The sequence below is a fragment of the Pseudoxanthomonas sp. F37 genome (assembly GCF_022965755.1).
GTDB lineage: Bacteria > Pseudomonadota > Gammaproteobacteria > Xanthomonadales > Xanthomonadaceae > Pseudoxanthomonas_A.
This window is the reverse complement of the sequence record NZ_CP095187.1, coordinates 2,071,066-2,083,044: the sequence shown is the minus strand read 5'-3', so window position 1 is coordinate 2,083,044 and position 11,979 is coordinate 2,071,066. Positions and strand designations below refer to the sequence as shown.

The 11,979-nt window shown below is 67.7% G+C and carries 12 protein-coding genes; 3 read left to right on the top strand and 9 right to left on the bottom strand.

What is annotated here, in order from left to right; genetic code table 11:
* Window positions 1–52: 52 nt before the first annotated feature.
* Window positions 53–2,644, top strand: a complete 2,592-nt coding sequence (gene acnB, locus MUU77_RS09660) for a bifunctional aconitate hydratase 2/2-methylisocitrate dehydratase (protein ID WP_245085973.1) — start codon at window positions 53–55, stop codon at window positions 2,642–2,644.
* A gap of 66 nt (window positions 2,645–2,710) precedes the next feature.
* Here acnB and hflD read toward each other — a convergent pair whose 3' ends face one another.
* Genes hflD through MUU77_RS09640 form a run of 4 tightly spaced genes read right to left on the bottom strand, consistent with a single transcriptional unit; the run spans window position 2,711 to window position 5,381 of the window.
* Window positions 2,711–3,322 carry a high frequency lysogenization protein HflD gene (gene hflD / locus MUU77_RS09655; RefSeq protein WP_245085971.1) on the bottom strand — a complete coding sequence of 204 codons (612 nt, stop codon included), beginning with the start codon at window positions 3,320–3,322 and terminating at the stop codon, window positions 2,711–2,713.
* Window positions 3,319–4,437, bottom strand: coding sequence for a tRNA 2-thiouridine(34) synthase MnmA (gene mnmA / locus MUU77_RS09650; protein ID WP_245085969.1), 1,119 nt, complete (start codon window positions 4,435–4,437; stop codon window positions 3,319–3,321). Before mnmA ends, hflD begins: the two co-directional genes overlap by 4 nt.
* Window positions 4,434–4,895 carry an NUDIX hydrolase gene (locus MUU77_RS09645; RefSeq protein WP_245085967.1) on the bottom strand — a complete coding sequence of 154 codons (462 nt, stop codon included), beginning with the start codon at window positions 4,893–4,895 and terminating at the stop codon, window positions 4,434–4,436. The genes mnmA and MUU77_RS09645 overlap by 4 nt, the downstream gene beginning before the upstream one ends.
* Window positions 4,896–5,381, bottom strand: a complete 486-nt coding sequence (locus MUU77_RS09640) for a hypothetical protein (protein WP_245085965.1) — start codon at window positions 5,379–5,381, stop codon at window positions 4,896–4,898.
* A gap of 92 nt (window positions 5,382–5,473) precedes the next feature.
* On the opposite strand from MUU77_RS09640, the gene clpS reads away from it, so the two are divergent.
* Both clpS and clpA read left to right on the top strand, forming a co-directional pair.
* The gene (clpS, locus tag MUU77_RS09635) at window positions 5,474–5,794 is read left to right on the top strand and encodes an ATP-dependent Clp protease adapter ClpS (protein WP_185896076.1); all 321 of its coding nucleotides are present in this window, start codon (window positions 5,474–5,476) and stop codon (window positions 5,792–5,794) included.
* Window positions 5,795–5,949: 155 nt separating this feature from the next.
* Window positions 5,950–8,229 (top strand): ATP-dependent Clp protease ATP-binding subunit ClpA, encoded by a 2,280-nt coding sequence (gene clpA / locus MUU77_RS09630; RefSeq protein ID WP_245085963.1) that lies wholly within the window; start codon window positions 5,950–5,952, stop codon window positions 8,227–8,229.
* Between the two features lie 88 nt (window positions 8,230–8,317).
* On the opposite strand, the gene MUU77_RS09625 is transcribed toward clpA, so the two are convergent.
* The 5 genes from MUU77_RS09625 to MUU77_RS09605 form a co-directional block, all read right to left on the bottom strand.
* The gene (locus tag MUU77_RS09625) at window positions 8,318–8,662 is read right to left on the bottom strand and encodes a hypothetical protein (RefSeq protein ID WP_245085961.1); all 345 of its coding nucleotides are present in this window, start codon (window positions 8,660–8,662) and stop codon (window positions 8,318–8,320) included.
* A gap of 201 nt (window positions 8,663–8,863) precedes the next feature.
* The gene (gene infA / locus MUU77_RS09620; RefSeq protein WP_055943174.1) at window positions 8,864–9,082 is read right to left on the bottom strand and encodes a translation initiation factor IF-1; all 219 of its coding nucleotides are present in this window, start codon (window positions 9,080–9,082) and stop codon (window positions 8,864–8,866) included.
* 86 nt (window positions 9,083–9,168) lie between these two features.
* Window positions 9,169–9,915, bottom strand: coding sequence for a leucyl/phenylalanyl-tRNA--protein transferase (aat, locus tag MUU77_RS09615; RefSeq protein WP_245085959.1), 747 nt, complete (start codon window positions 9,913–9,915; stop codon window positions 9,169–9,171).
* A gap of 28 nt (window positions 9,916–9,943) precedes the next feature.
* Window positions 9,944–11,077 carry a GNAT family N-acetyltransferase gene (locus tag MUU77_RS09610; protein WP_245085957.1) on the bottom strand — a complete coding sequence of 378 codons (1,134 nt, stop codon included), beginning with the start codon at window positions 11,075–11,077 and terminating at the stop codon, window positions 9,944–9,946.
* An 11-nt stretch (window positions 11,078–11,088) separates the two neighbouring features.
* Window positions 11,089–11,976 carry a metallophosphoesterase gene (locus tag MUU77_RS09605; protein ID WP_245085955.1) on the bottom strand — a complete coding sequence of 296 codons (888 nt, stop codon included), beginning with the start codon at window positions 11,974–11,976 and terminating at the stop codon, window positions 11,089–11,091.
* Between the last annotated feature and the right edge of the window lie 3 nt (window positions 11,977–11,979).

Genomic DNA, 11,979 nt, shown 5'->3' with positions numbered 1-11,979 from the left:
CCTCACCCCCGTTTCCCCATTCCACCGCACCCCCGAACGACCGGAGCCACCCATGTTGGAAGCCTATCGCCACCACGTAGCCGAGCGCGCCGCGCTGGGCATCCCGCCGCTGCCGCTGTCGGCACAACAGACGGCCGAGGTCATCGAACTGCTGAAGAATCCGCCGGCAGGCGAAGAAGGCTTCCTGGTCGAGCTGATCACCCATCGCGTGCCCGCCGGCGTCGACGACGCCGCCAAGGTCAAGGCGTCCTACCTGGCCGCCGTGGCCTTCGGCACCGAGAAGACGCCGCTGATCACCCCGCAGCGCGCCACCGAACTGCTGGGCACCATGCTGGGCGGCTACAACATCCATCCGCTGATCGAGCTGCTGGACAACGCCGAACTGGGCGCCGCCGCGGCCGAAGGACTGAAGCACACACTGCTGATGTTCGACAGCTTCCACGACGTGCAGGAGAAGGCCGAGAAGGGCAACGCCCATGCCCAGGCCGTGCTGCGGAGCTGGGCGGACGCCGAATGGTTCACCAGCAAGCCGGAAGTGCCGCAGTCGCTCACCATCACCGTGTTCAAGGTGCCGGGCGAGACCAACACCGACGACCTGTCGCCCGCGCCGGATGCGACCACGCGCCCGGATATCCCGCTGCACGCGCTGGCGATGCTGAAGAACAAGCGCCCCGACGCGCCGTTCGTGCCGGAAGAAGACGGCAAGCGCGGTCCCGTCCAGGAAATCCTCTCGTTGAAGGAGAAGGGCCACCTGGTCGCCTATGTCGGTGACGTGGTGGGTACCGGTTCCTCGCGCAAGTCGGCGACCAACAGCGTGCTGTGGTTCACCGGCCAGGACATCCCGTTCATTCCGAACAAGCGCTACGGCGGGGTCTGCCTGGGTTCCAAGATCGCCCCGATCTTCTACAACACCATGGAGGATGCCGGCGCGCTGCCGATCGAACTCGACGTGTCGCAGATGAACCACGGCGACGTGGTCGAACTGCGTCCTTACGAGGGCAAGGCGCTGAAGGACGGGCAGGTGATCGCCGAGTTCCAGGTCAAGTCCGACGTGCTGTTCGACGAAGTGCGCGCCGGTGGCCGCATCCCGCTGATCATCGGCCGCGGCCTGACGGCGAAGGCCCGCGAAGCGCTGAAGCTGCCGGCGACGGACCTGTTCCGCCAGCCGCAGCAGCCGGCCGACAGCGGCAAGGGCTACTCGCTGGCGCAGAAGATGGTCGGCCGCGCGTGCGGGCTGCCGGAAGGCCAGGGCGTGCGCCCGGGCACCTACTGCGAGCCGAAGATGACCTCGGTGGGGTCGCAGGACACCACCGGCCCGATGACCCGCGACGAGCTGAAGGACCTGGCCTGCCTGGGCTTCTCGGCGGACCTGGTGATGCAGTCGTTCTGCCACACCGCGGCCTACCCGAAGCCGGTCGACGTGAAGACGCACCACACGTTGCCGGAATTCATTTCCACCCGCGGCGGCATCTCGCTGCGTCCGGGCGATGGCGTGATCCACAGCTGGCTCAACCGCATGCTGCTCCCCGACACCGTGGGCACCGGCGGCGACTCGCATACGCGCTTCCCGGTGGGCATCTCGTTCCCGGCCGGCTCGGGCCTGGTGGCGTTCGCCGCGGCCACCGGCGTGATGCCGCTGGACATGCCGGAATCGGTGCTGGTGCGCTTCAAGGGTGAAATGCAGCCCGGCGTCACCCTGCGCGACCTGGTCAACGCCATCCCGTACTATGCGATCAAGGCGGGCCTGCTGACGGTCGCCAAGCAGGGCAAGAAGAACATCTTCTCCGGCCGCATCCTCGAAATCGAAGGCCTGCCGGACCTGAAGGTGGAGCAGGCGTTCGAGCTGTCCGACGCCTCGGCCGAGCGTTCGGCCGCCGGCTGCACGGTGCGCCTGAACAAGGAACCGATCATCGAGTACCTCACCAGCAACATCACGCTGCTGAAGTGGATGATCGCCGAAGGCTATGCCGACGCGCGTTCGCTGGCACGTCGCATCAAGAAGATGGAAGAGTGGCTGGCCGACCCGCAGCTGCTCGAGCCGGATGCCGACGCCGAGTACGCCGCCGTCATCGAGATCGACCTGGCCCAGGTGCACGAGCCGCTGCTGGCCTGCCCGAACGACCCGGACGACGTGAAGACGCTGTCCGATGTCGCCGGCACCCCGATCGATGAAGTGTTCATCGGTTCGTGCATGACCAACATCGGCCACTTCCGCGCCGCGGCCAAGCTGCTGGAAGGCAAGCGCGACATCCCGACCCGGCTGTGGGTCGCGCCGCCGACCAAGATGGATGCGTCCGAACTGACCAAGGAAGGCCACTACGGCACCTTCGGCACCGCCGGTGCGCGCATGGAAATGCCCGGTTGCTCGCTGTGCATGGGCAACCAGGCGCAGGTGCGCGAAGGCGCCACGGTGTTCTCCACCTCGACCCGCAACTTCCCCAACCGGCTGGGCCGCAACTCCAACGTGTTCCTGGGTTCGGCGGAACTGGCGGCGATCTGCTCGCGCCTGGGCAGGATCCCGACCAAGGCCGAGTACATGGCCGACATCGGCGTGATCAACGAGAAGGGCACCGAGATCTACCGCTACATGAACTTCGACCAGATCGAGGAATACCAGGACGTGGCCAGGACGGTCGCCGCCTGATCGCCCGCAGGCAACGAAAAGGCCCGGCCATGCCGGGCCTTTTTCTTTGGGGCGGTGGCGGCTGCGTCAGGACAGCCAGTCGTCCACCGCTTCCAGCATCTGCCGGCGACTGAAGACGAAGTCCCACATGCTGCCGCCCAGTTGGCGCCAGAGCACGGCCGAGCGCACGGCGGCCAGCAGGATCGCACGGATCTCCGCCACCACCCCCGGCTGGCCGAGGTAGTGCGGGTTGCCCTGGACCATCACGCGCGGACGCAGGTGGCTGATGGTGTCGGCATACAGGCCGCCGAGCGCCGACAGCACGTCCGGATGCGTGCTGCCGTGCTGCTCGGCGCGCGGCGCGATCTCGGCCAGGCCGCGGGTGACGGCGTGCACGGTGTCTTCTTCGCGCACGAATCGCCGCTCCAGCTGCAACACCGCCATCGCCAGGCGGGGCAGGCCGTCATCCCGCGCTTCTTTTGCCAGGTAGCCGCGCAGGACCCGCAGCCCGGGGGCGATGTCGCCCAGGCGGCCGTACACCGCCAGCGGCGTGGCGGCTTCGATGCGGAACACGCTCTCCAGCGACGCCTGCACGGCCGAGGATTCGGATTGACCGGTCTCGGCGATGCGTCGCACCTGGTGGAGTGCCTGCGCCAGCCCGGCCAGGGCCAGCACACGGTCGGAATATCGGTTGCTCAAGCTGCTTGCTCCGCGAATCTGGTTTCCAGAGGGGCATCGGTACGCGCGATGACCGCGCCGCCCAGGCATTGGTCGCCGTCATACAGCACCAGCGACTGCCCCGGCGTGACGGCACGCTGCGGCGTGGTGAACTCGACCATGACGCTCCCATCCTCCCGTACCTGTACCTGGCAGGGCTCGTCCGGCTGGCGATAGCGCGTCTGCGCGGTGCAGGTGAAGCGGCCGGCGGGCGGACTGCCCGAGACCCAGTGCGCCGCTTCCGTCCACAGCCGCGTGGACATCAGGTAGGGGCTGTGCGTGTCCTGGTCCACGTACAGCACATTGTGGGCCACGTCCTTGCCCACGACATACCACGGCGCCTGCGCACGGCCACGCACCCCACCGATCTGCAGGCCTTCGCGCTGGCCCAGGGTGAAATAGAACACGCCCGGGTGCTCGCCGACCACCTGGCCGTGCGGGTCGCGCATCTCGCCGCGACGCGCGGGCAGGTAGCGCCCGAGGAATTCGCGGAAATCGCGCTCGCCGATGAAGCAGATGCCGGTGGAATCCTTCTTGTCGTGCGTGGGCAACCCCGCCTCGCGCGCGATCCGGCGCAGGTCCGGCTTCTGCAGTTCGCCAATGGGGAACAGCGTGGCCGACAGCTGGGCCTGGCCCAACTGGTGGAGGAAATAGCTCTGGTCCTTGCCGCGGTCCACGCCGCGCAGCAACCGCCAGCGACCGCCCGTTTCGTCCACGCGCGCGTAGTGGCCGGTGGCGATCTTCTCGGCCCCCAGCTCGCGGGCGGCATCCAGGAAATGCTTGAACTTCACTTCCCGGTTGCACAGCACGTCCGGGTTCGGGGTGCGGCCGGCGGCGTATTCGGCCAGGAAATGTTCGAACACGCCCTGCCAGTACTCGGCCGAGAAGTCGCGGAAATGGAACGGGATGCCCAGCCGGCCGCAGACCGCCACGGCGTCGCGGCGGTCGTCCTCGGCACGGCACTCGCCGGTGCCGTCGTCGGCCCAGTTCTGCATGAAGAGCCCGGCCACGGCCTCGCCCTGCTGCACCAGGCGCAGCGCGGCGACGGACGAATCCACGCCACCGGACACCCCCACGATGACCCGCGGAGCGCTCATGCGATGTGCTGCAGCGTGGACAGCGGCGAGCGGCGGCCGGCCAGGTAGTCCTGTACGACCCGCCATACCAGCGGGCTGCGATGGCGGTCGGCCTGCGCCTGCAGCTCCGCCGGCGTCAGCCACACGGCCCGGACGATGCCGTCGTCCAGCGGACGTTCCGGCAGGTGCCGCACGGGATCGGCGGAGAAGGCGAAGCGCAGGTAATGGCGCCCGGTCTCGGCCTTCCACTGGTAGGCACCGATGAAGGCGGTGGGCGCCACCTCCCAGCCGGTCTCCTCGAGGGTTTCGCGACGGGCGGCGTCCAGCAGGCTCTCATCCGGTTCCAGGTGGCCGGCCGGCTGGTTGAACACCAGCCGGCCCTGAGCGTGCTCTTCCACCATCAGCAGCCGGCCGTCGCGGACCACCACGGTGGCCACGGTGACGTCAGGCTGCCAGAACCGGCCCTCGCGATAGCTCACTTACAGGTCGTCCTGGTCGCCGGAGAGTTCGATCTCCTGGTTGTCGGCCGTCTCGGCCGCGATGTCCATCGCCGCTTCCAGCGCCGCCGCATCCACGCTGTCGGGCAGCTTGATGACGAAGTACAGCACGTCGCCGGCGATCTCCCAGCTGCCCAGCTTCTTCGTACGGCTGTCCGCCAGCAGCGCCAGCGCCTGCTTGCCGTCGATGCCGTCGGCCGCAATGCGGCCGGCGGGCGAGAACACTTCGCGGATGCTCAGGCCGCTGATCTGCTCGGTGCCGCCCGACACGAACACCAGCTGGGTACGGTTTTCCTTGTCGTACGAATAGGTGGCCTTGTAGTCGCCGTCGGCATCGATCTCGTACTGGATGCCGCGTGCCTTCAGCCGGGCCTCGACCGACGCATCGGCGGCGGCGGCGGGCGCCGCGATGGCGGCGGCGGTGCACAGCAGGGCGGTAACGGGCAGGCGGGACAGCGTCGGGGTCATGGTCGGCTCGGGGTGGGTTGAATGACGCATTGTGGCCGGGGTCACGCATGGCGTCCATGCGGGCGATGGCGGCCAGCGCCTATAATCGGCACATGCCCCGCAAGAACGAAAACGAACGCGACCACGGCCTGATGGTGGAGACCAGCCGGCCCGAGGTCGCGCCGCCGCCCCTCTACCAGGTGCTCCTGCTCAACGACGATTACACTCCGATGGATTTCGTGGTGACCGTGCTGCAGCAGTTCTTCGCCATGGACCTGGAGAAGGCCACCCAGGTGATGCTGCACGTGCATACGCGCGGTCGCGGGGTGTGCGGGGTGTACACCCGCGAAGTGGCCGAGTCCAAGGTGGCCCAGGTCAACGAGTTTTCCCGTATGAACCAGCATCCCTTGCTGTGCACGATGGAGAAGTCCTGAGGGATGCCGGCACGGGGCAGGCCGGACCGGCTTGAACGGTGTGGGGGCGCCACCGCAGGACGCAAGGTAACGATCCCTGAACACTGAAATCCGGTAGGCTGATGGAAAACCGCCCGCCCGGCCGCATATTGTCGGCATAGGCCCCGGAGGCAACCATGTTCAGCAAAGACCTCGAGCAGACCATCGGCCAGTGCTACAAGCGCGCCCGTGAAGCTCGGCACGAATTCATGACCGTCGAGCACCTGCTGCTCGCACTGTTGGAGAACCCCTCGGCACAGGCCGTCCTGAAGGCGACCGGTGCCGACGCCAACCGCCTGCGCGCGGACCTGGAGCAGGCCATCGAGGCCTCGGTCTCGCGCCTGGCCGAGGACGATGGCCGCGATACCCAGCCGACGCTGGGCTTCCAGCGCGTGCTGCAGCGTGCCGTCTACCATGTGCAGTCTTCGGGCAAGAAGGAGGTCACCGGCGCCAACGTGCTGGTGGCGATCTTCGGCGAGAAGGATTCGCACGCCGTGTACTTCCTCAACCAGCAGGACGTGACCCGGCTGGACATCGTCAACTACCTGTCCCACGGCATCGCCAAACAGGGCGAAGAAAACGAAGCCTCGGGCCATCCTGAAGGCGAGGGCAAGGCCGAGGGCGGCGAAGGCGAGGGCAAGGGCGACGCCCTGACCGAATTCGCCAGCAACCTCAACGAGCTGGCCCGCCAGGGCAGGATCGACCCGCTGGTCGGCCGCGGCGACGAGATCGAGCGGACCATCCAGGTGCTGTGCCGGCGCCGCAAGAACAACCCCCTGTACGTGGGCGAAGCCGGCGTGGGCAAGACCGCGCTGGCCGAGGGCCTGGCCAAGCGCATCGTCGAGGGCGAGGTGCCCGAGGTGCTGCTGGATGCCGTCATCTATTCGCTGGACCTGGGCGCGCTGGTGGCGGGCACCAAGTACCGCGGCGACTTCGAAAAACGCCTGAAGAGCGTACTGGCCTCGATCAAGAAGATCCCGGGCGCCATCCTGTTCGTCGACGAAATCCACACCATCATCGGCGCCGGTTCGGCCAGCGGAGGCACGATGGATGCCTCCAACCTGATCAAGCCCGCGCTCGCCTCGGGCGAACTGCGCTGCATCGGCTCGACCACGTTCCAGGAATATCGCGGCATCTTCGAGAAGGACCGCGCGCTGGCCCGGCGCTTCCAGAAGATCGACATCGTCGAGCCCACGGTGGGCGAGACCTACCAGATACTGCAGGGCCTGAAGCCCAAGTACGAGGCGCACCATGGCGTGACCTACGCCGACGATGCGCTGCAGGCCGCCGTCGACCTGTCGGTCAAGCACATCGGCGACCGCCTGCTGCCGGACAAGGCCATCGACGTCATCGACGAGGCCGGTGCCCGCCAGCGCCTGCTGCCGCAGGAGACGCGCAAGGAGCTGATCGACGTCGAGGAGATCGAGACCATCGTCGCCAAGATGGCGCGCATCCCCGCCAAGCAGGTGTCCTCCTCCGACAAGGACGTGCTGCAGCATCTGGAGCGCAACCTGAAGATGGTGATCTTCGGCCAGGACCCGGCCATCGAGACGCTCGCCTCGGCCATCAAGCTGGCGCGCAGCGGGCTGGGCAACCCGGACAAGCCGATCGGCAATTTCCTGTTCGCCGGTCCCACCGGCGTGGGCAAGACCGAGGTGACCAAGCAGCTGGCGCTGCAGCTGGGCATCGAACTGGTCCGCTTCGACATGTCCGAGTACATGGAGCCGCATTCGGTCAGCCGCCTGATCGGCGCGCCCCCGGGTTACGTGGGCTTCGACCAGGGCGGCCTGCTGACCGAGAAGATCGTCAAGACGCCGCACTGCGTGCTGCTGCTGGACGAGGTGGAGAAGGCGCACCCGGACATCTTCAACATCCTGCTGCAGGTCATGGACCGCGGGGTGCTGACGGATACCAACGGCCGCGAGGCGAACTTCAAGAACGTCATCCTGGTGATGACCACCAACGCGGGCGCAGCGCAGGCCTCGCGGCGGACGATCGGTTTCATGCAGCAGGACCATTCCACCGACGCGATGGAAGTGATCCGCCGCAGCTTCACCCCCGAGTTCCGCAACCGCCTGGACGCCATCGTGCAGTTCCAGGGCCTGGGCTTCGACCACATCCTGCGCGTGGTGGACAAGTTCATCATCGAGCTGGAGATGCTGCTGCAGGAGAAGCATGTCAGCCTGTCGGCCACGCCGGCGGCGCGCGACTGGCTGGCCCAGCACGGCTTCGATCCGCTGATGGGCGCGCGCCCGATGACGCGCCTGATCCAGGACAAGGTGAAGCGGCCGCTCGCCGACGAACTGCTGTTCGGCAAGCTGGTCGGGGGCGGGCGGGTCAGCATCGACGTGCGCGACGGCGAACTGGTGGTCGATGCGCAGGCCGAACCGGAGCGCCTGTTGCCGGCGACGGTGTAGGTCACTGCCGGGATCGATTGCAGGCAAGAAGAAAAGGCGGCCCGCGGGCCGCCTTTTCAGTATCGGTTCCAGCGGACCGATCCCCGCTTCAACGCCGCGCGCGTTGCTTGCGCTTGGCGAACTCTTCGGCGGAAATCGTTTCGACGACGCTGACGTCGCAGGTCGAGGTTTTCGTGCGCACCTTGGTGCCGGCGGGGCACAGCCGGTCGGCCTGGCCGTCGGCGCTGATCTGGATGGTCGGGGTCATCGCCACCGAATCGCAGCTGCGGGCGAAACCGAGGCGGTAATGCGATTGTCCGTCGCGGAGGAAGATCTGGCTGCCGCCGCCGGCACGGATGATCTCTTGGCCGCTTCCCAGTTCGACACAATCGGCGACGGGTTCGCCGGCCACGGCGAAGAAGGGAGAGAGGCCCAGAGCCAGCAGGGCGGTCATGGAGAGATGGCGAGGTTTCATGGCAGTCTTGGATGGAGGCAGCCCGTATCGGCCGGTGTCCATCCTAGGGATCACGCTTGCGACATGAGCCTGCCCAAAGTCGCCATGACCACCGGCCCAATGACGAAGGTCATTGATGGCCGAGCGCCCAAACAAAGAAAGCGGCCCATGGCCGCCTTCCGATCGGTCGCTTGAAGAAGCCTATTTCATGCGATAGGTGATACGACCCTTGGTGAGGTCGTAGGGGGTCATTTCGACCTTCACCTTGTCGCCGGTCAGGATGCGGATGTAGTTCTTGCGCATGCGGCCGGAAATGTGGGCGATGATCTCGTGCCCGTTCTCCAGCTTGACCCGGAACATGGTGTTGGGCAGCGTCTCGGCGACGGTGCCTTCGAATTCAATGGAGTCGTCTTTCGACATGTAAGCCTGTGCTGTGCCGCGAGGGATGGCGGGTGCCATGAAGCCCGGTATTGTACGCCCCGCGCGGCCCAGGTGCAAAAATTCCGTTATGGCACCGATGGTTGCGCCAGTTCGGCCGCCGGCATGCGTCCGAACCGCAGGGTCCACGGGCCTGCCGGCGCCGGCAGGTCCACCAGGCGTGCCACCTCTGCCAGGAAGCGGCTTCGCGGCATCCGGACGGCCCCCAGGGAGAGCAGATGATCGTTTTCCACCTGGGCATCGATCAGGGGCCAGCCCCAGGCGTGCAGCCGGGCAGCCAGCGCGGCCAGCGCGACCTTGGAGCCGCCCGACCGGCCGCTGAACATGCTCTCGCCGAAGAACATGCGCCCGACCGCCACGCCGTAGATGCCCCCCACCAGGTCCCCGCCCTCGAACACTTCGACCGAATGGGCGTGCCCGTGACGATGCAGGTCGATGTAGGCCTGGCGCATGCCCGAGGTGATCCAGGTGCCGTGCTGGCGGGGCCGCGGCGCCCTGGCGCAGGCGGTGATCACCTGCTCGAACGCGGTGTCCGCCCGGATCTCCCATGGGCTGTGCCGGAGGGTGCGCCGGAAGCGGGAAGACAGCCATACCTTGTCGGTGGCGAACACCATGCGCGGATCGGGCGACCACCACAGCGGCGGCTGGCCGGGCGAAAACCACGGGAAGATCCCGTGGCGATAGGCATTCAACAGGCGCGGCAGGGACAGATCGCCGCCGATCGCGAGCAGGCCGTCGGGCTCCTGCATGGCGCTGTCCGCCGGCGGGAAGGGCGCGTGGGGCTCGGAGGACAGGACGAACGGTCGCTGGCGCATCGGGTGATCCTGGGCTCGGGACGCGCGCTCAGGCACGGTCCTGCTGTTTGAACGGCGAGTGCGACTGCAGCGTACGCGCATACCGGCGTACCGCCTGGCCTTCCTCGTCGCACCAGTGCGCCAGTGCGCCGGCGAACGCCGGGTCGGCGATCCAGTGCCGCGAGCGTACCCAGGCCGGCAGGAAGCCGCGTGCGATCTTGTGCTCGCCCTGTGCCCCGGGCTCGAACCGGGCCAGACCCTCGCGAAGACAATAGTCGATGCCCTGGTAATAGCAGGTCTCGAAATGCAGTCCCGGCAGGGATGCCTCGGCCCCCCAGTAGCGGCCGTACAACGTGTCCCGCCCGCGCAGGCACAGCGCCCCCGCGACGGTGCGGCCCTGGTGGTCGGCCAGGAACATCACCAACTGCCGCGGCATCGTCTGCGCCAGATGGTGCAGGAACGCCAGCGTCAGCGCAGGCGAATTGCCGTAGTCCTGGAACGTGCGCAGGTAGAAGCCGAACATGGCCTCCAGGTCGGCCGCGGTCGCTTCGTCGCCGTGCACCGTGCGGACGACGACGCCGGCCCGCTGGACCTTCGCGCGCTCCTGGCGGATGTTCTTGCGGTGCTTGTGGTCGAAATCGGCCAGGAAGCCGTCGAAGTCGCGCCAGTGCCCCGGATTCCGCCAGTGGTACTGCACGTCGATCCGCGGCAGCCAGTCCGAAGCGAACGCATCGTCCTCGTCTTCCGCATGGAAGTTGACGTGCGCGGACGACAATCCCAGGCGCAGCACCTCATCGCGCACCGCCGCCAGCAGTGCCTTGCGGTGCGCGGCGTCCTGCGCCAGCAGGCGCGGCCCGGTGACCGGCGAGTAGGGCACGGCACAGAGCCATTTGGGATAGTAGTCCAGCCCATGCCGGGCGAAGGCGTGCGCCCAGGCATGGTCGAAGACGAATTCGCCGTGCGAATTGTCCTTCAGGTAGCCCGGGGCGGCGGCAACCAGCGCGTTTCCCTGCCACAGCGTCGGGTGATGCGGCGTCCAGCCCCAGTCCCGGCGCAGGCATCCCTGCGACTCGAGGCCGCGCAGGAAGGCGTGGGCCACGAAGGGATTGCGCCCATCGTGCAGGGCGTCCCAGTCGCGCGCGGACACCTCGGCCAGGGACGGAAGGAAGCGGGTGCGGTACATCGTGGGCGATGCTAAGGGCGCAGGTCCAGCACGTCGATGGTCGGTGGATTGAACAGACGCATCGGCAGACCGATCTCCCCCGTGCCGACCGTGGTGTACACGCGGACGCGGCCGCGCGGTGTGCGCAGGAACTGCTCGCCCCGATCGAAGCCGTACTGGCTGGGAATCACGCGCCGGTACAGCCAGGGAATGCGGATCTGTCCGCCGTGCGTGTGGCCTGCCAGGACCAGGGCCACGCGGGCAGGGTCCAGCGCGATGGCACTGTCCGGATTGTGCGCCAGCACGAGGATGGGGCCAGGGGCCTGACGAGCCGCAAGGAAGCCCGGATCGTCCTTGCCCGCCCAGCGGTCGCCCAACCCGGCAACGCTGAAGCCGCCCAGGGCCACCGTGCGCCCTTCGACGACCTGCACGCCGTGCGTGGCCAGCGCGCCACGCAGCTCCGCATCGATGTCGGGGCCGGGCGCCTGCTGGTCATGGTTGCCCAGCACCGCGTACGTGGGCAGGCGCAGCGCCGCGAGCGGCGCGAACAGGCGTTGCAGCGACTGCCCGTCGGCTCCGTAGGTGAAGTCGCCGGCGATCACCACGCCGTCGGCCTGCAACGTGTTGATGCGGTCCACCAGTCGTTGCAGGTAGGCGCTGCCCTTGTAGACGCCCAGATGGATGTCGCTGACCAGCACCAGCCGTGCCTGTGCGCCGGTGCCCGTCAGCACCGTTTCCTGCACCCGGATGCGTTGGGGCTCGACGAAGCGCGCCCACCCGAAAAGCAGGCAACCGGCCAACAGCAGGGCGATCAGCCAGCGGCCACGGCGCTCGCGCAGCCGCCACCCCAGCCAGGCCATGAACGGCACGACCAGCCAGCTCCCGTGGAACAGGCACTGTTTGATCAGCAGCGTGTCCATCCG